The sequence below is a fragment of the Pseudomonas sp. GL_117 genome, from assembly GCF_057835125.1.
This window is the reverse complement of record NZ_CM174418.1, coordinates 5,359,891-5,378,844: the sequence shown is the minus strand read 5'-3', so window position 1 is coordinate 5,378,844 and position 18,954 is coordinate 5,359,891. Positions and strand designations below refer to the sequence as shown.

17 protein-coding genes are annotated in these 18,954 nt (G+C 61.4%); 12 read left to right on the top strand and 5 right to left on the bottom strand.

Translation table 11 applies throughout. From position 1 onward, the window contains the following. The first annotated feature begins 96 nt into the window (after window positions 1-96). From AC3ISR_RS24480 to AC3ISR_RS24470, 3 genes are read left to right on the top strand one after another with little or no spacing between them, the layout of a single operon-like run. Entirely contained in the window at window positions 97-603 is a 507-nt protein-coding gene (locus tag AC3ISR_RS24480) for a (2Fe-2S)-binding protein (RefSeq protein WP_226455774.1), read from the top strand. Continuing rightward, window positions 600-1,589, top strand: coding sequence for an FAD binding domain-containing protein (locus tag AC3ISR_RS24475; RefSeq protein ID WP_463983887.1), 990 nt, complete (start codon window positions 600-602; stop codon window positions 1,587-1,589). The genes AC3ISR_RS24480 and AC3ISR_RS24475 overlap by 4 nt, the downstream gene beginning before the upstream one ends. Continuing rightward, entirely contained in the window at window positions 1,586-3,769 is a 2,184-nt protein-coding gene (locus AC3ISR_RS24470; RefSeq protein ID WP_463983886.1) for a xanthine dehydrogenase family protein molybdopterin-binding subunit, read from the top strand. The genes AC3ISR_RS24475 and AC3ISR_RS24470 overlap by 4 nt, the downstream gene beginning before the upstream one ends. Before the next feature lie 45 nt (window positions 3,770-3,814). Here the strand turns inward: AC3ISR_RS24470 and AC3ISR_RS24465 are convergent, their stop codons facing one another. After that, entirely contained in the window at window positions 3,815-5,053 is a 1,239-nt protein-coding gene (locus tag AC3ISR_RS24465) for an MFS transporter (RefSeq protein WP_463983885.1), read from the bottom strand. Between the two features lie 318 nt (window positions 5,054-5,371). Here AC3ISR_RS24465 and AC3ISR_RS24460 point away from each other — a divergent pair, with 318 nt between their 5' ends. Genes AC3ISR_RS24460 through AC3ISR_RS24450 form a run of 3 tightly spaced genes read left to right on the top strand, consistent with a single transcriptional unit; the run spans window position 5,372 to window position 8,000 of the window. Beyond that, on the top strand, window positions 5,372-6,811 hold the full coding sequence (locus tag AC3ISR_RS24460) for a cytochrome ubiquinol oxidase subunit I (RefSeq protein ID WP_192298978.1): 1,440 nt from the start codon (window positions 5,372-5,374) through the stop codon (window positions 6,809-6,811). A 1-nt stretch (window position 6,812) separates the two neighbouring features. After that, on the top strand, window positions 6,813-7,820 hold the full coding sequence (gene cydB, locus AC3ISR_RS24455; RefSeq protein ID WP_463983884.1) for a cytochrome d ubiquinol oxidase subunit II: 1,008 nt from the start codon (window positions 6,813-6,815) through the stop codon (window positions 7,818-7,820). A 12-nt stretch (window positions 7,821-7,832) separates the two neighbouring features. Beyond that, entirely contained in the window at window positions 7,833-8,000 is a 168-nt protein-coding gene (locus AC3ISR_RS24450; protein ID WP_010206690.1) for a DUF2474 domain-containing protein, read from the top strand. A gap of 65 nt (window positions 8,001-8,065) precedes the next feature. On the opposite strand, the gene AC3ISR_RS24445 is transcribed toward AC3ISR_RS24450, so the two are convergent. Continuing rightward, complete coding sequence (locus AC3ISR_RS24445) at window positions 8,066-9,190, bottom strand: methyltransferase (RefSeq protein ID WP_463983883.1); 1,125 nt, start codon at window positions 9,188-9,190, stop codon at window positions 8,066-8,068. Window positions 9,191-9,350: 160 nt separating this feature from the next. Beyond that, window positions 9,351-10,061 carry a helix-turn-helix transcriptional regulator gene (locus tag AC3ISR_RS24440; RefSeq protein WP_192298975.1) on the bottom strand — a complete coding sequence of 237 codons (711 nt, stop codon included), beginning with the start codon at window positions 10,059-10,061 and terminating at the stop codon, window positions 9,351-9,353. 459 nt (window positions 10,062-10,520) lie between these two features. Here AC3ISR_RS24440 and AC3ISR_RS24435 point away from each other — a divergent pair, with 459 nt between their 5' ends. Then, window positions 10,521-11,297, top strand: coding sequence for a ferredoxin--NADP reductase (locus AC3ISR_RS24435; RefSeq protein ID WP_463983882.1), 777 nt, complete (start codon window positions 10,521-10,523; stop codon window positions 11,295-11,297). Window positions 11,298-11,343: 46 nt separating this feature from the next. Here AC3ISR_RS24435 and mscL read toward each other — a convergent pair whose 3' ends face one another. Then, window positions 11,344-11,760 (bottom strand): large-conductance mechanosensitive channel protein MscL, encoded by a 417-nt coding sequence (gene mscL / locus AC3ISR_RS24430; RefSeq protein ID WP_017737414.1) that lies wholly within the window; start codon window positions 11,758-11,760, stop codon window positions 11,344-11,346. A 287-nt stretch (window positions 11,761-12,047) separates the two neighbouring features. Between mscL and katB the strand changes: the two genes are divergently transcribed. From katB to AC3ISR_RS24410, 4 genes are read left to right on the top strand one after another with little or no spacing between them, the layout of a single operon-like run. Next, on the top strand, window positions 12,048-13,589 hold the full coding sequence (gene katB / locus AC3ISR_RS24425; RefSeq protein ID WP_463983881.1) for a catalase KatB: 1,542 nt from the start codon (window positions 12,048-12,050) through the stop codon (window positions 13,587-13,589). A 58-nt stretch (window positions 13,590-13,647) separates the two neighbouring features. Further along, on the top strand, window positions 13,648-14,187 hold the full coding sequence (locus tag AC3ISR_RS24420; protein ID WP_192298972.1) for an ankyrin repeat domain-containing protein: 540 nt from the start codon (window positions 13,648-13,650) through the stop codon (window positions 14,185-14,187). Between the two features lie 35 nt (window positions 14,188-14,222). Then, window positions 14,223-15,590: a DNA repair protein RadA gene (gene radA / locus AC3ISR_RS24415; protein WP_489324497.1), complete on the top strand. Its 1,368-nt coding sequence runs from the start codon at window positions 14,223-14,225 to the stop codon at window positions 15,588-15,590. A 16-nt stretch (window positions 15,591-15,606) separates the two neighbouring features. Continuing rightward, complete coding sequence (locus AC3ISR_RS24410; RefSeq protein ID WP_463983880.1) at window positions 15,607-16,332, top strand: hypothetical protein; 726 nt, start codon at window positions 15,607-15,609, stop codon at window positions 16,330-16,332. 4 nt (window positions 16,333-16,336) lie between these two features. On the opposite strand, the gene AC3ISR_RS24405 is transcribed toward AC3ISR_RS24410, so the two are convergent. Beyond that, window positions 16,337-16,705 (bottom strand): PilZ domain-containing protein, encoded by a 369-nt coding sequence (locus AC3ISR_RS24405; protein WP_226455766.1) that lies wholly within the window; start codon window positions 16,703-16,705, stop codon window positions 16,337-16,339. Between the two features lie 174 nt (window positions 16,706-16,879). On the opposite strand from AC3ISR_RS24405, the gene AC3ISR_RS24400 reads away from it, so the two are divergent. Beyond that, window positions 16,880-18,946 carry a carbon starvation CstA family protein gene (locus AC3ISR_RS24400; RefSeq protein ID WP_192298969.1) on the top strand — a complete coding sequence of 689 codons (2,067 nt, stop codon included), beginning with the start codon at window positions 16,880-16,882 and terminating at the stop codon, window positions 18,944-18,946. Window positions 18,947-18,954: the final 8 nt, after the last annotated feature.

The following is an 18,954-nucleotide window of genomic DNA, read 5'->3' as shown; positions in this document are numbered from 1 at the left end:
TCAATCATCTTGAACGCTCAAAACCCCGGGAAGTCGTACCCCTGAGACGGCGAATTTCCTGAACGCCGCGGATGTACACCAACCCGTGAGGTGTTTATGAGCGCAACTTCCCATGGCGCGACGGCTCAGCCGTTCGTCAGCCACTCGATCCGCCTGCGCCTCAATGGCCAGGAACGCCAGTTGGACGTGCTGCCCTGGACCACCCTGCTGGACTTGTTGCGCGAGCAGCTTGACCTGATCGGTAGCAAAAAAGGCTGCGACCACGGCCAATGCGGCGCCTGCACGGTGTTGCGTGACGGCAAGCGCGTGAATGCCTGCCTGACCCTGGCGGTGATGTGCGATGGCGCCGAGTTGACCACCGTCGAAGGCCTGGCCGACGGTGACACTCTGCACCCGATGCAGCAGGCGTTTATCCAGCGCGACGCCTTCCAGTGCGGTTACTGCACGCCGGGCCAGATTTGCTCCGCAGTGGGCCTGATGAATGAAGGCCGTGCCCATGACGCCGCGCAGATCCAGGAACTGATGAGTGGCAACCTGTGCCGCTGCGGGGCATACAGCAACATTCGCGAGGCTATTGAAGACGTCGTGGGAGGTGAGCGATGAACCCCTTCCACTACAGCAAACCCGTGGATGTGCGTGAAGCGGTGCACCTGAGCAGTGCCACCTCGCGTTTTATTGCCGGTGGCACCAACTTGCTGGACCTGATGAAAGAAAACATCAGCCGTCCCCAGCACCTCATCGACATCACGGGCTTGCCGCTGCATGACATCAAGGCAAGCGCTGATGGCGGCCTGTTGATCGGCGCGATGGTGAGCAACGCCGACCTGGCCTGGCATCCGCTGATCGAGCAACGCTACCCGCTGCTGTCCCAGGCGATCCTGGCCGGCGCCTCGCCGCAACTGCGCAATATGGCCAGTACCGGCGGCAACCTGTTGCAGCGCACCCGCTGTTACTACTTTTATGACACCGGCGTGCCGTGCAATAAGCGCGAGCCCGGCAGTGGCTGCCCGGCGCTGACCGGCCTGAACCGCATCCACGCGATCCTCGGTGCCAGCGACCAGTGTGTCGCCACCCATCCTTCCGACATGTGCGTGGCCCTGGCGGCACTCGAGGCACGGGTCCATGTGGAGGGGCGCGGCGGTGTGCGGATCATTGAGTTTGCCGACTTCCACCGCCTGCCCGGCGACACGCCGCAGCGGGACAACCTGTTGGCCGACGATGAACTGATCACAGCCGTTGAGTTGCCGGCTGATCAACTGGCAAACCACAGTCATTATCTGAAGGTACGCGACCGTGCGTCGTACGCCTTTGCGCTGGTGTCCGTCGCCGCGGCGTTGGAGCTGGACGGCGACCAGATCATCGATGCGCGCCTGGCCCTTGGCGGCGTTGCCCACAAACCCTGGCGTGACCGCGCCGTGGAAGCGTTGCTGATCGGCCAGACGGTCAGTCGCGAAACCTTCAGTGCCGCGGCTGACGCGCTGCTGCAAGACGCCGTGCCGCTGGCGCACAACGGCTTCAAACTCAAACTGGCGCGCCGCGCGATCATCCGTGCCTTGAGCGACGCCGCTGTCGCGGGAGAACAACCATGAGCGCTATCGGCAAACCCTTGGACCGTGTCGACGGCCTGCTCAAGGTCACCGGCCAGGCGCGTTATGCGGGTGAGTTTCCCGAAGACGGTCTGCTCCACGGCAGCGTCGTGTCCAGCTCTGTCGCCAAGGGCCGAGTCATCAAGGTCGATGCCTCCAAAGCCCTGGCGTTGCCGGGCGTGATCATGGTGCTCGACCACCTCAACCGGCCAAAGATCGCCAGTTATGACGAGGCTTTCGCCGACGCCGATGCGGCGGACGGCTCGCCGTTCCGCCCGCTGTACAACGACCGGGTGCTGTACAGCGGTCAGCCACTGGCCCTGGTCATCGCCGATAACCTGGAACTGGCGCGCCATGCCGGTTCGCTGGTGGAGATCGAGTATGCGAGCGAAGCCTTTGACACTGACTTGATCGCCCAGCAGCAACACGCCTACCCATCGCCCCAGACCCCGCCGAAGCCGCGCGGCAACTTCCAGGCGCAATGGCGCGCCGCCGCCGTCAGCCTGGACCTGAACTACAGCACCCCCATCGAACATCACAACCCCATGGAGCCCCATGCCAGCACGGTGCTGTACCAGAGCGATGGCACGCTGCACATCCATGACAAAACCCAGGGCCCGCAGAACTGTCAGGCCTATGTGCAGAAAGTGTTTGGCCTGGATAAAAGCCAGGTGCGGATCTTTGCCGCGTTTGTGGGCGGCGCGTTCGGTTCCGGCCTGCGCCCGCAGTACCAGTTGCCACTGGCGGTGATGGCGTCGCTGGCGCTCAAACGCTCGGTTCGCGTGACCCTGACGCGCCAGCAGATGTTCACCTTCGGCTACCGGCCGCGCACCTTGCAGCGTCTGCAAGTGGGCGCCGCCGCCGATGGCAAGCTGGTCGCACTCGGCCACACCGCCACCGGCCAGACCTCACGCTTCGAGGACTTCAGCGAGCATGTGGTTGAGTGGAGCGGCATGCTCTACCACTGCGACAACGTGCAATTGACCTACAACCTGGTGCCGCTGGATGTGTTTACCCCGCTGGACATGCGCGCCCCGGGTGCTGCACTGGGGGTGATCGGTCTGGAGTGTGCAATGGACGAACTGGCCTGCGCGCTGGGGGTCGACCCGGTGCAACTGCGCCTGACCAATTACGCCGAGCGCAACCAGAACGAAGACAAGCCCTGGTCCAGCAAGGCGTTGCGTGAATGCTACAGCGAAGGCGCCAAGCGTTTCGGCTGGCAGCGGCGTAACCCGGAACCGCGCAGCATGCGCGAGGGGCGCCAACTGATCGGTTGGGGCATGGCCGGGGGGGTGTGGGAGGCGATGCAGATGAAAGCCAGTGCCAAGGCGCGGATCGACGCCGAGGGCAAGCTCACCGTCAGCAGCGCCACCACCGATATCGGCACCGGCACCTATACGGTCATGACCCAGATTGCAGCCCAGGCCAGCGGCGTGGCGCTGGAAAATGTCGAGTTTCTGCTCGGCGATTCCTCATTGCCCACGGCCCCGCTGCAGGGCGGCTCGTTTACCGTGTCTTCGGTGGGCACCGCCGTTCAGCAAGCCTGCGAAGCATTGGCGGCCAAACTGCTGGAGATTGCGCGACAGACGTATCCGGTGTTCAAGGACGCCGAGTCGGTGCGCTTTGACGACGGCCACCTGCACACCGGTGATGTGAGTGTATCGCTGGCCCAACTGGTCAAGGACAGTGGTGAAGACGCGTTGCAGGTGCAGGTCGACAGCGAGCCGGACGAGAAACGCGGGGGCTATGCCAGCGCCACGCATTCTGCGGTGTTTGTGGAAGTACGGGTGGATGAAGACTTGGGCACCATCCAGGTCAGCCGGGTGGTCAGCGCGATTGCGGCCGGGCGCGTGGTGAATCCGAAAATGGCGCGCAGCCAGATTCTCGGCGGGGTGGTGTGGGGCATCGGTATGGCCCTGCATGAAGAAACCCAGACCGACCACCACTTGGGGCGCATCATGAACCACAGCCTGGCCGAGTATCACATTCCGGTGAATGCGGACATCGGTGAGATTGACGTGGTATTCGTCGAGGAACACGACGAGATCGTCAATGCGCTGGGCTCCAAGGGGGTGGGTGAGATCGGTATTGTCGGGGTGGCGGCGGCGGTGGCGAATGCGGTGTATCACGCCACGGGCAAGCGGGTCAGGGACTTTCCGATCACCCTCGATAAAGTGCTTTGACAGCACTTTACCGGCCCTGCCCAGCACCCGTGTGGGAACCGGGCCTTATGCTTTTGTTTCTTCAACCGGCACGTGCATGCGGTCGCGGTTGGCCAGGGTCGGGAACAGTTTGATCCACACCCCGGTCACCACCAGCGTGCCGATCCCGCCCATGACCACCGCCGGCACGGTGCCGAACCAGTGGGCGGTAATCCCCGATTCAAACTCGCCCAACTGATTCGACGCGCCGATAAACAGGCCGTTGACCGCGCTGACGCGGCCGCGCATTTCATCCGGCGTCTCCAGCTGCACGAACGATGCACGGATCACCATGCTGATCATGTCTGCCGCGCCCAGCACCACCAGCACCGCCAACGAAAACCAGAACGAAGTGGACAGGCCGAACGCAATGGTCGCCACACCGAACACCCCGACGGCGGTGAACATCACGCGGCCGACGTGGCGGTCCACCGAGAAGCGCGCCAGCCACAACGACATCAACAACGCGCCCACCGCCGGTGCCGAACGCAACAGGCCCAGGCCCCAGGCGCCGGTCAGCAGGATGTCCTTGGCGAACACCGGCAGCAATGCGGTGGCGCCGCCCAACAATACGGCGAACAGGTCCAGGGAAATGGCGCCGAGGATGTCCGGGCGGCTGCGGATAAAACGGATGCCGGCCAGCAACGAATCCAGGGTGGCCTTGCCTTTGTTCAGCGGGGTCTGGCGTGCGGGCAGGTTGAGGGTCAGTACGCAGGCAATCAAGTACAGCACCACAGTGGGGCCGTAGACCCACACGCTGCCAAAGGCGTAGAGCAAACCGCCCAGCGCCGGGGCGACGATGGTTGCCAGTTGCTGGGCCGACTGCGACGAGGCCACGGCACGCGGGAACAGCGCGCTGGGCACGATGCTCGGTAGCAGTGCCTGGGTGGTCGGCATTTCGAAGGAGCGTGCGGCGCCCAGCACGAAGGCGAGGATAAAGATCATCTCGCGGGTCACGCTGCCGGTCAGGCCGCCGATGGCCAGGGATAATGCGATCAACGCCTGTACGGTCTGACAGATCGCGGCGACCTTGCGTCGCTCATAGCGGTCGGCCACATGTCCGGTGTGCAGCATGAACAGTACGCGTGGCACGAACTCCACCAGGCCGACCAAACCCAGGTCCAGCACGTTGCCGGTCAGTTGGTAGAGGTTCCAGCCGATGGCCACGGTGAGCATCTGGAAGCCGCTGGCGGTGAAGATGCGCGCCAGCCAGAACGCGATGAAAGGGCGGTGGTGGCGTAACAGCAACGCGGGTTCACTGGGCATCGGGAATTCAGGTCAAGGCCGAAGGGAGCGCCGAGATTAGCATCAAGCTGTAACAGATAGTTGCAAGAACTGAGCTGAGACAGTCTGTCACGCGGCAAAAGACCACGCCGTCCTGCGGCGAAATTGGGGCTACTCTTTCACCAATGCTTGATCCAGATCAAAACCCGTCATGGGGATTGTCCTGGCGGCCGAGAGGCCAGATTCCCTACGTGGTTGGTTAAAAAAAGAACGAATTGAAATTCGACACACTCCATATCCGTGGGGGCAGTGGGTGCAGGCTCCCGCCAGCAGCCGGTATTACCTGACAGAGGAAGACTTATGTTCGGTTTGGAGGCGCTAGATCTCGCCCGAATTCAATTCGCGTTCACCATCTCGTTCCACATCCTGTTCCCGGCGATCACCATCGGCCTGGCCAGTTACCTTGCGGTGCTGGAAGGCTTGTGGCTCAAGACCCGCAACGACACCTACCGTGACCTCTACCATTTCTGGTCGAAGATCTTTGCCGTCAACTTCGGCATGGGCGTGGTTTCCGGTTTGGTCATGGCTTACCAGTTTGGCACCAACTGGAGCCGCTTCTCGGACTTCGCCGGTGCCGTTACCGGGCCGCTGCTTACGTACGAAGTGCTTACGGCCTTCTTCCTTGAGGCCGGTTTCCTTGGGGTGATGCTGTTTGGCTGGAACAAGGTCGGGCGCAACCTGCACTTCTTCTCCACCGTGATGGTGGCCATCGGTACGTTGATCTCCACCTTCTGGATCCTCTCGTCCAACAGCTGGATGCAGACGCCCCAGGGCTTTGAGATCATCGACGGCCGAGTGATTCCGACCGATTGGTTCGCCGTGGTGTTCAACCCGTCGTTCCCGTATCGCCTGGCGCACATGGCCACGGCGGCTTTCGTGGCGACCGCGTTCTTCGTCGGCTCCTCGGCGGCCTGGCACTTGCTGCGGGGCAAGGACAACCCGGCGATCCGCAAAATGCTCTCGATGGCAATGTGGATGGCCCTGATCGTCGCGCCTATCCAGGCGGTGATCGGCGACTTCCACGGCCTCAACACCTTGAAGCACCAGCCGGCGAAAATCGCCGCGATTGAAGGCCACTGGGAGAACATCGGCAACGAGCCGACCCCGCTGATCCTGTTCGGCTGGCCGGATATGAAGGCCGAGAAAACCAAATACGCCGTGGAAATCCCGTACCTGGGCAGCCTGATCCTGACCCACTCCCTGGACAAGCAGGTGCCGGCCCTCAAGGAGTTCCCGCCGCAAGACCGCCCCAACTCGACCATCGTGTTCTGGTCGTTCCGGGTCATGGTCGGCCTGGGCTTCCTGATGATCTTCACCGGCCTGTTCAGCCTCTGGCTGCGCCGGGGCGGCAAGATGTACACGTCCAGGCCGTTCCTGTACCTGGCGTTGTGGATGGGGCCGTCCGGGTTGATCGCGATTCTCGCCGGCTGGTTCACCACCGAAATCGGCCGTCAGCCGTGGGTGGTCTACGGGTTGATGCGCACGGCGGATGCGTCCTCCGGGCATAGCCTGGCGCAGATGACCATCACCCTGGTGCTGTTCGTGGTGGTGTACTTCGCGCTGTTCGGCGCCGGCCTGGGCTACATGATGCGCCTGGTGCGCAAAGGTCCGGTGGCCCACGAAAGTACCGAACCGACTCACGGTGGCCCTGGCCAGAAACGTACACCGGCGCGTCCATTGTCGGCGGCCGATGATGGCTCCGACGACGACCACGTCGACATCCAGCACAAGGGGCATTGAGATGGGTATTGATCTTCCGCTGATCTGGGCCGTGATCATCATCTTCGGCATCATGATGTACGTGGTCATGGACGGCTTCGACCTGGGTATCGGCATCCTCTTTCCGTTTATCCCCGGCAAGACCGACCGTGACGTGATGATGAACACCGTCGCCCCGGTGTGGGACGGCAACGAAACCTGGCTGGTACTGGGCGGCGCGGCGTTGTTCGGCGCCTTCCCGCTGGCCTATTCGGTGGTGTTGTCGGCGTTGTACCTGCCGCTGATCCTGATGCTGATCGGGCTGATCTTCCGCGGCGTGGCCTTCGAGTTCCGCTTCAAGGCCAAGGACGCCAAGCGTCACCTGTGGGACAAGGCGTTCATCGGCGGCTCGTTGACGGCCACCTTCTTCCAGGGTGTGGCGCTGGGGGCGTTTATCGACGGCATTCCGGTGGTAGACCGCCAGTTTGCCGGCGGTTCGTTGGATTGGCTGACGCCGTTCACGATGTTCTGCGGTGTGGCGTTGATCGTCGCCTATGCATTGCTGGGCTGCACCTGGCTGATCATGAAGACCGAAGGCCCCTTGCAGGAAAAGATGCACAACCTGGGGCGGCCGTTGGCCTTCGGGCTGTTGGCGGTGATTGGCATCGTCAGTATCTGGACGCCGCTGGCGCACCCGGAAATCGCCTCGCGCTGGTTTACCCTGCCGAACCTGTTCTGGTTCATGCCGGTGCCGATCCTGGTGCTGGTGACCTTGTACGGGCTGATCCGTGCGGTGGCGCGCAACGCGCATTACACGCCGTTCCTGCTGACGCTGGTGCTGATCTTCCTCGGCTACAGCGGCCTGGGAATCAGCTTGTGGCCGAACATCATTCCGCCCTCCGTGTCGATCTGGGACGCCGCCGCGCCGCCGCAAAGCCAGGGCTTCATGCTGGTGGGCACGCTGTTCATCATCCCGTTCATCCTGGGCTACACCTTCTGGAGCTACTACGTGTTCCGCGGCAAGGTCACCCACGAAGACGGTTATCACTAGGAGGCTCGTTTCATGTCCGGCAAACCTTCGTTGCACGAGATTGAGCAGGCCGAGAAGCAGCCGTTGTGGCGGCGCCTGGGGTGGTTGGCGATGATCTGGACCGGCAGCGTGCTGGCCCTGTTTGTCGTGGCCAGCCTGATGCGCATGTTCATGAATGCGGCCGGCCTGACCACCCACTGACATCCCAACCGGGCTTGACCGCCCGGCTTTTCAACCCTGTTTTTCGCGAGAGAAGCAGGGTTTTTTTATTTGCGCGCTTTGAGGATGACGAATTTCGGCGTGGCGGCCACTTGTTCGACACCACGGAACAGCCGTGCCAATTTGCTGTGATAACCCAAATGACGGTTGCCGACTATATAGAGGGCGCCACCGACCACCAGCGCTTCGCGCGCCTGCAGGAACATGCGCCAGGCGAGGAAGTCGCCGACCACCTGCTGCTGGTGGAAGGGCGGGTTGCACAGCACCACGTCCAGCGAATCAGGCTCCTGGCCGGCCAGGCCATCGGCGGCGCGCACGTTCACGTCGCGTTGGCCGAGGGCGGCGTGCCAGTTTTCCTGCGCCGATTGCACGGCCATGTAGGACTCATCCAGCAGGGTGTACTGCGCCTCGGGGTTTTGCAGGGCGCTGGCAATCGCCAGCACGCCATTGCCGCAGCCGAGGTCGGCCACGCGGGCGTTGCCGAGGTTTTTCGGTAGGTGCGGGAGGAAGGCGCGGGTGCCGATGTCCAGGCCTTCGCGGCAGAACACGTTGGCGTGGTTGAGCAGTTCGATAGCCGGGTTGTCCAGCGTGTAGCGGGTTGGGTAGGGCGAGACTGCGGCGGGGCGCTCTTCAACGGTGGCGATCAACAGGCGAGCCTTTTTGACCGCGAGCGAGGCGTGCATCGGGCCGATGTAGCGCTCCAGCAACTCCCCGGCCGCCCGCGGCAGGTGCTTGATCATGGCTCCGGCGATCACTTCGGCGCCCGGTGCGAGCTGGCCTTGCAGGCGGATCAGTTGTTCTTCCAGCAGCGCCAGGGTCTTGGGCACGCGGATCAGTACGCGGTCGAAAGGCCCGCCTGGCGTTTGGCTGGCCGGAATGAATGTCACCGCATCGAAGGCCTGGCCGTTGCGCACCAGGTTTTTCTCAAGGCCCTGGGCCGCGAGAAACGAGTCGCCGCTGGACGTCACTTGCACCTGGCCAACAAGGCTGGCGGCCAGGGCGCCGAAGCTGTCGTTGAGTACCAATACGCGGGTGGCCGTGTCTGGTTGTTGCTGCGCCAGATGGCTGAGCAGGTACTCGTCGGCGGCGTCGAAGGCTTGCAGCGGATCGTTGTGTTGCTCTGGCTGGCGGATCAGATCGAGCTGGGCGAAGGGGCTTTCGAGCAGGGGCATGGCGGGGGAGGCTCTGGGTCATCGATGGGTGTTCGGCGGGCATCGGCCAAACCGTCTGAGTGAACGACGAAGCCACACCCGGGGGCTGCTTCATCACTCAGAATTGGCCGTAAATGTTACGTTTTTTTCGCTGCGATTACATGCGGTGTTTCTACGTCAGCTAGAAAAGCCCTGCCCTGGACGCACAAAGAACGGCGGCGATCTTGTTGGTAACGCCAAGCTTCTTGAGTGCGCTGCTGATGTGAAAGCCCACCGTACGCGGCGAAATCGAGATAATGCTGGCGATTTCTTCCGCGGTCTTGCCCATCCCTGACCATTTGAGAATCTCCGTTTCTCGCGACGTCAGTGTGGTGGGAGCGTTGATGCCGGACCTGTCTGCGTATTGCTGTGCGACGACCGCGTGCATCGCATGGCACAGCCACAAAACGTTGCCGGCCTTTTCATACAACTCTTGCGGGCTGACCTCGCCGCTGCTGCGCCCCAACGTCAACATGCTGTAGATGCCCTGGAAGTCGTGCACGGGTTGGGTCCATGCTTGATGCACGCCGAGGGATTGGGCCAGCGACCATAAGCCGGGTGTCGCGTTGAAGGCCTTCTCCTCCCAGACAATGGGAAGTACACAGCGTTTGCAGTGCGCAACTATCGGGTCTACTTCGAAGAAGTGCGCTTGTTGATAAAGTGCGCTCCATTCATTTGGATAGTTGTTGATGTGAATCGGTTTGGTGTCGTTGCTGGGTAGTTGAGAACTCATCGTAAAGGAACAGTATTGGAAGCCGAGTTCATGGATATGGTGGGTGACCATGTCAAAGACAGTTTCGATCTCGCTTTTATCTTCCAGTTTGGGGAGCCGAGTATTTCGCCAGTTCACCATTGGTAAATCTCCATGGGGTTCTACGTGGCCTGGGTACGTCCTCATCCCATCGCTGCACGAAAATTAGTGTAGGACATGACTTACGTAATAAAGCAAAAAAAACGTTATATGAATCGCATTTTTACGCCATGTTGGCCTGTACGCTGCCTGGGATTTTGTATAAGTAATTTGGTTTGTCTGGGCATCTTTAGTGTATTTAAGGGTTTGACGGTAGTGTCAATTTGATAGCTGCTTAGAGGGGTAGTTTGATCTGGTGTGTTGGCGGGCTAGTGTTAATAGCCAAATAGTTAGTCCCAACTAGTGGGTGTGATTTCCCCCCGGTTGTATCGCCAAATTAACAGTCTGATCCTGTTTTTTAGTCGCAGCCGCTTTGGAGCGCGGTAATGCCAGTACAAAACAACGGTGTTTGCGCGCCTGGCTTTGAGGGACACTAGGGGCCTGTGCAAAACGGAGTTCCCCATGACGGCCAGTGCTGAGAAATTTACCCGGCAGACGTTGCTCGACGTGCAATCGCTGACCCCCAGCCTCTTCACCCTGCGCACCACGCGTGACCCAGGCTTTCGTTTTACCGCCGGCCAGTTCGTGCGCCTGGGCGTGACCAAGGCCGATGGCAGCACCGTGTGGCGCGCTTATTCCATCGTGTCATCGCCGTTTGACGAGCATCTGGATTTTTTTTCCATCGTGGTGCCCGGCGGTGAGTTCACCAGCGAGCTGAGCCGCTTGCAGGTCGGCGACACCTTGATGGTGGAGCGCCAGGCCACGGGGTTCCTGACCCTCAACCGTTTTGTCGACGGGCGTGACCTGTGGCTGCTGGGCACCGGCACCGGGGTGGCGCCGTTTCTGTCGATCCTGCAGGACTTTGAGGTCTGGGAGAAATTTGAACGCATCGTCCTGGTCTACAGCGCTCGCGAAGCCCGGGAGCTGGCCTACCAGTCGCTGATCAAGGACTTGGGTGAGCGTGAATACCTGGCCGAGTACGCGCACAAACTCACCTACATCCCTATCGTCACCCGCGAGCAGCATCCGGGGGCGTTGAACGGGCGCATCACCACATTGATCGAGAATGGCGAGTTGGAGCGTGCCGCGGGTGTCGAACTCACGGCGGAGCACTCCCGCGTGCTGATTTGCGGCAACCCGCAGATGGTCGATGACACCCGTCAGTTGCTTAAACAGCGTGACATGCAACTGAGCCTGAGCCGACGCCCAGGCCAGGTGGCGGTGGAAAACTACTGGTAATAAAAAAGGCGCCTCAAGCAGGCGCCTTTTTCATGCCGGCTTTTTGTTAAAGCGGCTTGTCGTTCTGTGCCTTGAGCAGGTCACGGATCTCACCCAGCAACACTTCCTCCTTGGTCGGCGTCGGCGGCAGGCTTGGGGCCACGGCTTCTTCGCGCTTGAGGCGGTTGATGGCCTTTACGCCCATGAAGATCGCGAACGCGACGATCACGAAGTCGATCACGCTCTGGATGAACTTGCCGTACGCCAACACCACGGCTGGTACATCGCCTTGTGCGGCCTTGAGCGTTATCGCCAAGTCACCGAAGTCCACGCCGCCGATCAACAGACCGATGGGAGGCATCACCACGTCGCCTACAAACGAGGAAACAATTTTGCCGAAGGCAGCGCCGATGATAATACCGACGGCCATGTCGACCACATTACCTTTGACCGCGAAGGCCTTGAACTCACTGATCACGCCCATAGGTTATTCCTTGTTACAGATGAGGAGGGTGGAGGTCAGTGTAAGTCAGTCGTAGAGGGCTTGCCTGAAACAACCGTTAACACTGTTGGTTTTTATCGACACATTAAAACGCAAATAGTTTGCAAAGTGCCACCAATCGCGCGCGAAATACGCGCCAAATCAGTGGCTTACCAGATTATTTTATCAATCGGGTTGTTACGGCTTTTCTATTTATCTTCTGACTCGCGGGTCACTAGCCTCTGGCAAGCACAACTGAATGTGCACTAAAAAAACCAGAGGAAACCTCGATGAAGAACCCAATGAACCGCGGGCCTGTTGCAGCGCGATCCGCGCTGGTACTGGTGACCGCCAGCTTGCTTTCCCTGTCTGTACACGCCGCCAACCTGACCCGCGACAACGGTGCTGCCGTGGGCGATAACCAGAACTCGCAAACCGCCGGCGCCAATGGCCCGGTGCTGCTTCAGGACGTGCAACTGATTCAAAAACTGCAGCGCTTCGACCGCGAACGTATCCCCGAGCGCGTCGTACACGCGCGTGGCACTGGCGCCCACGGCACCTTTACCGTCACTGACAGCCTCAGCGACCTGACCAAGGCCAAGGTGTTCGCCGCCGGCGAAGCCACCCCGGTGTTCGTGCGCTTCTCCGCCGTGGTCCACGGCAACCACTCCCCGGAAACCCTGCGTGACCCACGCGGCTTTGCCACCAAGTTCTACACCGCTGACGGCAACTGGGACCTGGTAGGCAACAACTTCCCGACGTTCTTCATTCGCGACGCCATCAAATTCCCGGACATGGTTCACGCCTTCAAGCCGGACCCGCGTACCAACCTGGATGACGATTCGCGTCGCTTTGACTTCTTCTCCCATGTGCCGGAGGCGACTCGTACGCTGACCGAGCTGTATTCCGACTCCGGTACGCCAGCCAGCTACCGCGAAATGGACGGCAACGGTGTGCACGCCTACAAGCTGATCAACGCCAAGGGTGAAGTGCACTACGTCAAGTTCCACTGGAAGAGCCTGCAAGGCATCAAGAACCTCGATCCCAAGCAGGTCAGCGAAGTGCAGGGCCGTGACTACAGCCACATGACCAACGACCTGGTCACCCACATCAACAAGGGCGATTTCCCCAAGTGGGACCTGTACGTGCAGGTGCTCAAGCCTGAAGACCTGGCCAAGTTCGACTTCGACCCGCTGGATGCCACCAAGATCTGGCCGAATGTGCCGCAACGCAAAGTCGGGCAGATGGTGCTGAACCGCAACCCGGCCAACGTCTTCCAGGAGACCGAGCAAGTGGCCATGGCCCCGGCCAACCTGGTGCCTGGCATCGAACCGTCGGAAGACCGCCTGCTGCAAGGCCGGGTGTTCTCCTACGCCGACACCCAAATGTACCGCCTGGGCGCCAATGCCCTGCAACTGCCGATCAACGCGCCACGGGTGGCCGTCAACAACGGTAACCAGGACGGGGCGATGAACCTTGGCAAGACCAGCAGCGGCGTGAACTATCAGCCAAGCCGCCTCGAGCCGCGGCAAGAGCCGCAAACCGCGCGCTACAGCCAGTCGGCGCTGGTGGGCAGCACCCAGCAGGCGAAGATCCAGCGTGAGCAGAACTTCAAGCAGGCCGGCGATTTGTACCGTTCCTACAGCAAGAAAGAGCGTCAGGACTTGATCGACAACTTCGGCGGCTCCCTGGCCACCACCGATGACGAGAGCAAGCACATCATCCTGTCGTTCCTCTACAAGGCTGATCCGGAGTACGGCACCGGCGTGGCCAAGGTCGCCAAGGGTGACTTGGCGCGCGTGAAGGCGCTGGCAGAAAAACTGACTGACTGATCCGTTGGTTCTGGTCGGCGGCCGTGAGCGGGCGTCGACCTTTGGCAGGAGAACACCCATGCGTATTTCTATCGGCCTGCTGATGGCCATGCTGGCCTTTGTCGCCCAGGCCGAGACTCCCGACCCGATGGCGCTCAAGGCGCAGTTGCAGGACTACTATTTCGACGCCGCCCGCCGTGGCGACCTCGACATGCTCAACACGTTTATCGACTCCGGCTACAGCCTCAACACCCGGGACGACAAGGGCTACACCGCGCTGATCCTCGCCGCCTATCACGGCCAGGCACCGTTTGTGGAGCGCCTGCTCGAGGCCGGCGCCGACGCCTGCGTGCAGGACAACCGCGGCAACACCGCGCTGATGGGCGCGATCTTCAAGGGCGAGCTGAAAATCGCCCAGCGTCTGCTGGCCACCGACTGCAACCCCGACCAACGCAACGGCGCCGGGCAGACGGCGGCGATGTACGCCGGGCTGTTCAAGCGCATCGAGTTGCTGGACGCGCTCAAAGCCAAGGGCGCCGACCTCAACGCTGAAGACCCGGTCGGCAACAGTGCTTCACGATTGGCCGACGGTGAAATCCGGACCCCGACGCCGCGCTGAGCTATCATCGCGGTTTTTCGGTTGGAGGTTCTCATATGGCAAAGGCCAAGCGCATGTACGGCTGCACGGAGTGCGGCGCGACCTTTCCCAAATGGGCCGGCCAGTGCGGTGAATGCGGTGCGTGGAACACCCTCACCGAAACCATGATCGAAAGCGGCGGCGCGGCAGCCCCCACCGGTCGTGCGGGCTGGACCGGGCAACAGGCGCAGATCAAGACCATGGCCGAAGTCAGCGTTGAAGAGATCCCGCGTTTTTCCACCGCGTCCGGCGAACTGGACCGCGTGCTCGGCGGCGGCCTGGTGGACGGCTCGGTCGTGTTGATCGGCGGCGATCCCGGCATCGGCAAGTCGACCATCCTGCTGCAAACCCTGTGCAGCATCGCCAGCCGCATGCCGGCGCTGTATGTCACCGGCGAAGAATCCCAGCAACAAGTGGCCATGCGCGCCCGTCGCCTGGGTTTGCCCCAGGACCAGCTGCGGGTGATGACCGAAACCTGCATCGAAAGCATCATCGCCACGGCGCGTATCGAAAAGCCCAAGGTCATGGTGATCGACTCGATCCAGACCATTTTCACCGAGCAACTGCAATCGGCACCGGGCGGCGTGTCCCAGGTGCGCGAGAGTGCGGCGCTGCTGGTGCGTTATGCCAAGCAGAGCGGCACGGCGATCTTCCTGGTGGGCCACGTGACCAAGGAAGGCGCACTGGCCGGGCCACGGGTGTTGGAGCATATGGTCGATACCGTGTTGTATTTCGAGGGGGAATCCGACGGCCGCCTGCGTTTGCTGCGGGCGGTGAAGAACCGCTTCGGTGCGGTAAACGAGTTGGGTGTATTTGCCATGACCGACCGGGGGCTGAAAGAAGTCTCCAACCCCTCCGCGATTTTTCTGACCCGTGCCCAGGAAGAAGTCCCGGGCAGTGTGGTGATGGCAACGTGGGAAGGCACCCGGCCGATGTTGGTGGAGGTGCAGGCGCTGGTGGATGACAGTCATCTGGCCAACCCCCGGCGTGTCACGCTGGGCCTGGATCAGAACCGCTTGGCCATGCTGCTGGCGGTATTGCACCGGCATGGCGGCATTCCGACCCACGACCAGGACGTGTTCCTCAACGTGGTGGGCGGGGTCAAGGTGCTGGAGACCGCGTCTGACCTGGCGTTGATGGCGGCGGTGATGTCCAGTTTGCGTAACCGGCCGTTGCCTCACGACCTGTTGGTGTTTGGTGAGGTGGGCTTGTCTGGCGAAGTGCGGCCCGTCCCAAGTGGCCAGGAGCGCTTGAAGGAAGCCGCCAAGCACGGCTTCAAGCGTGCCATCGTACCCAAGGGCAACGCGCCGAAGGAGTCGCCGCCGGGGATACAGATTATTGGGGTGACCCGCCTGGAACAGGCATTGGATGCACTTTTTGAATAACTCAGGGATAGGCGTCATGCAACGAATGAATCGCTGGGGCGCGCTTGCCCTATTCATGACCTTGGTCGGATTGCCCGCCATGGCGCGGGCCGACGTGCCAGCGGGGTATCGGCTGGCACAAACGCTGGTCACCCAAGAGGGCAGCAGCTTGCAGGTGCTGGAAGACCAGCGCATCAGCGCCCAATTGCACAAGGACAGCTGGGGCAGCGGGCTGGATGAAGACTCGTTCGACGAGCCCGGTGATCTGGTTGAAAACCCGTTGCGAGAGGCCCAGGTGCGTTTGGTGTCGGCCTCCGGCGCGGTGATAGCGCACAAGGACCTCGGCTACCCGCTGGCCAAGGTCAAGAAGGCCGCGCTCAACGGGCAGCCGGAGCCTGTGTATTTTTTGACCATCGACCAGACCGCCCCAATGGGCAGCTACAGCGGCCCGGCCACGCAATTGTTGCTGCCTGCCAAGCAGCAACTGGAGCCGGTGGGCTACCAGGACGCGGATGGCAAACTCAAGCCACTTATCCTGGCCAGCACCGGCAAGGCGGCCTGGAAGGTTTCGACGCCTGCTGGCGGCGGTGCGGATGAACTCTTGCAAGTCTCGTCATTCATGGACGGCGACGGTGACGATGATTTTGCCACGCGCTACCAGACCTACCGTTGGGTAGGGGGGCAGTGGCATGGGGCATCCACGCAGAAAGCCGGTTACTGGGACACGGAAAGCGACTTCCCGGCACGTACGGCATTTCCCTGAGCCCTCACACCTCCAGCAGCGCCCCCAGCTCCCGCTCCAACTCTTCCTGGTCGCCCAGATTCAACTCGATCAGCCGCCGCAGGTGGCTGATCGACTCCAGGTCGATGTCTTTGCACACAAAGCCCAACTGGCCGCGATCATCATGGGCCAGTCGTACCTGCATCTTGATATGGGCCTTGGGGTCCAGGCGTATGTCGACGTCGAACGGCAATGCTTTGTTGCCCTTCCAGTCCTCGGGCCGTTGCACCAACAGACCCTTTAGCGACAGATCCACCAATTGCACTGGCCATTCCCGGCCGTTCTGCCGCAGTTCAGTCTTGGCGTCAAAGGCGATCCTGCGGAAACGGCGGCGGTCAGACGGTTGCTCGGTCATGGTGAAGCCCTCTGGAGATAGAAGGATTGTAGCCCTGCGCCATTATTGGGCTGGTATTTCTGCTTTTTTTGCCCGCTGAAGGCTCTAGACCAACGTAGGGGGGTGGTCTTTAAAGCCAACAGCGCTAAACTCGGAGCGGCTGTCCTTTCTGTCCACCCTGGCTGGAATATAAAAATGAAAAATAATAATAGCCTGCTACGCCACCTACCCTGGCTGGTGCTGGCAATCGTAGGAGCGTGCGCCCTTGGCGTAGTGGCCTTGCGCCGCGGCGAGGCGATCAACGCCTTGTGGATTGTGGTCGCTGCTGTGGCCATCTACCTGGTTGCATACCGCTACTACAGCTTGTTCATCGCGAATAACGTGATGCAACTCGATCCACGGCGGGCCACCCCCGCAGTGATCAACAACGACGGTCTGGACTATGTGCCGACCAACAAACATATCCTTTTCGGTCACCACTTTGCGGCGATTGCCGGTGCAGGCCCCTTGGTCGGCCCGGTGCTGGCGGCGCAAATGGGCTACCTGCCCGGCACGCTCTGGCTGATTGCCGGTGTGGTACTGGCCGGCGCGGTGCAGGACTTCATGGTCCTGTTCCTGTCCACCCGGCGCAACGGCCGTTCCCTGGGGGATATGGTCCGCGAAGAGATGGGCCGCATTCCGGGGACTATCGCGCTGTTCGGCTGCTTCCTGATCATGATCATCATCCTTGCGGTGCTGGCGCTGATCGTGGTCAAGGCCCTGGCCGAGAGCCCGTGGGGCATCTTCACGGTGATGGCGACCATCCCGATTGCGATGTTCATGGGCGTGTACATGCGTTACATCCGCCCGGGCCGCATTGGTGAAATCTCGGTCATCGGCGTGCTGTTGCTGCTGGGTTCGATCTGGCTGGGCGGGCAGATTGCCGCTGACCCGGTGTGGGCCAAGGCCTTCACCTTCACCGGCATTCAAATCACCTGGATGCTGATCGGCTACGGTTTCGTCGCGGCGGTACTGCCGGTATGGCTGATCCTGGCGCCGCGTGACTACCTGTCGACCTTCCTGAAAATCGGCACCATCATCGCCCTGGCCATCGGCATCCTGGTCACCATGCCAGAGCTGAAAATGCCCGCGCTGACCCAGTTCATCGACGGCACCGGCCCGGTGTGGAAGGGCGGCCTGTTCCCGTTCCTGTTCATCACCATTGCCTGTGGCGCGGTCTCGGGTTTCCACGCGCTGATCTCCTCGGGCACCACGCCCAAGCTGCTGGATAACGAAACCAACGCCCGCTACATCGGTTACGGCGGCATGTTGATGGAGTCGTTCGTGGCCATCATGGCGATGGTTGCTGCTTCGGTGATCGAGCCTGGCGTGTACTTCGCCATGAACAGCCCGGCCGCCGTGGTCGGTGCCGATGTCGTTGCCGTTGCGCAAACCGTCAGCAGCTGGGGTTTTGCGATTACCCCGGAGGCGCTGCAAGCCGTCGCCCATGACATCGGTGAAACCACCATCCTGGCTCGAGCCGGTGGTGCGCCGACCCTGGCCGTGGGTATCGCGCAGATCCTGCACAGTGTGCTGCCGGGTGAAAACACCATGGCGTTCTGGTATCACTTCGCGATCCTGTTCGAAGCTCTGTTCATCCTGACGGCGGTTGACGCCGGTACCCGCGCCGGTCGCTTCATGTTGCAGGACCTGCTCGGCTCCTTCGTGCCTTCGCTCAAACGCACCGAATCATGGACCGCCAACCTGATCGCGACTGCCGGTTGCGTGGCTATGTGGGGTTACCTGCTGTACCAAGGCGTGATCGACCCACTGGGCGGCATCAACACCTTGTGGCCGCTGTTTGGTATCTCCAACCAGATGCTCGCGGGTATCGCGCTGATGCTGGCGACCGTCGTGCTGATCAAAATGAAACGCCAACGCTACATCTGGGTGACCATGCTGCCGGCAGTATGGCTGCTGATCTGCACCACTACCGCAGGCTTCATCAAGCTGTTCGACGCCAACCCGGCGATCGGCTTCCTGTCGCTGGCGAAGAAGTACAGCGATGCATTGGCCAATGGCCAGATCCTCGCCCCGGCGAAGAACATCGACCAGATGCAGCACGTGATCTACAACGCGTACACCAACGCAACGCTGACGGCGATGTTCCTGTTCGTGGTGTTCAGCATCCTGTTCTATGCGCTCAAGGTCGGCGTAGCCGCCTGGGGCAACAAAGAGCGTACGGATAAAGAAGCCCCGTTCCAGGCCCTGCCGGACGCGTGATAGAGGAT

Bases quoted from the DNA above. Each gene is read 5' to 3' on its own strand.
- AC3ISR_RS24440 (WP_192298975.1), bottom strand. From the start codon at position 10,061: ATGGTGAACTGGCGAAATACTCGGCTCCCCAAACTGGAAGATAAAAGC.
- AC3ISR_RS24465 (WP_463983885.1), bottom strand. From the start codon at position 5,053: ATGCCCAGTGAACCCGCGTTGCTGTTACGCCACCACCGCCCTTTCATC.
- mscL (WP_017737414.1), bottom strand. From the start codon at position 11,760: ATGGGCGTGATCAGTGAGTTCAAGGCCTTCGCGGTCAAAGGTAATGTG.
- AC3ISR_RS24470 (WP_463983886.1), top strand. From the start codon at position 1,586: ATGAGCGCTATCGGCAAACCCTTGGACCGTGTCGACGGCCTGCTCAAG.
- AC3ISR_RS24475 (WP_463983887.1), top strand. From the start codon at position 600: ATGAACCCCTTCCACTACAGCAAACCCGTGGATGTGCGTGAAGCGGTG.
- katB (WP_463983881.1), top strand. From the start codon at position 12,048: ATGAAGAACCCAATGAACCGCGGGCCTGTTGCAGCGCGATCCGCGCTG.
- AC3ISR_RS24420 (WP_192298972.1), top strand. From the start codon at position 13,648: ATGCGTATTTCTATCGGCCTGCTGATGGCCATGCTGGCCTTTGTCGCC.
- AC3ISR_RS24445 (WP_463983883.1), bottom strand. From the start codon at position 9,190: ATGCCCCTGCTCGAAAGCCCCTTCGCCCAGCTCGATCTGATCCGCCAG.
- cydB (WP_463983884.1), top strand. From the start codon at position 6,813: ATGGGTATTGATCTTCCGCTGATCTGGGCCGTGATCATCATCTTCGGC.
- radA (WP_489324497.1), top strand. From the start codon at position 14,223: ATGGCAAAGGCCAAGCGCATGTACGGCTGCACGGAGTGCGGCGCGACC.
- AC3ISR_RS24450 (WP_010206690.1), top strand. From the start codon at position 7,833: ATGTCCGGCAAACCTTCGTTGCACGAGATTGAGCAGGCCGAGAAGCAG.
- AC3ISR_RS24405 (WP_226455766.1), bottom strand. From the start codon at position 16,705: ATGACCGAGCAACCGTCTGACCGCCGCCGTTTCCGCAGGATCGCCTTT.
- AC3ISR_RS24480 (WP_226455774.1), top strand. From the start codon at position 97: ATGAGCGCAACTTCCCATGGCGCGACGGCTCAGCCGTTCGTCAGCCAC.
- AC3ISR_RS24410 (WP_463983880.1), top strand. From the start codon at position 15,607: ATGCAACGAATGAATCGCTGGGGCGCGCTTGCCCTATTCATGACCTTG.
- AC3ISR_RS24460 (WP_192298978.1), top strand. From the start codon at position 5,372: ATGTTCGGTTTGGAGGCGCTAGATCTCGCCCGAATTCAATTCGCGTTC.
- AC3ISR_RS24400 (WP_192298969.1), top strand. From the start codon at position 16,880: ATGAAAAATAATAATAGCCTGCTACGCCACCTACCCTGGCTGGTGCTG.
- AC3ISR_RS24435 (WP_463983882.1), top strand. From the start codon at position 10,521: ATGACGGCCAGTGCTGAGAAATTTACCCGGCAGACGTTGCTCGACGTG.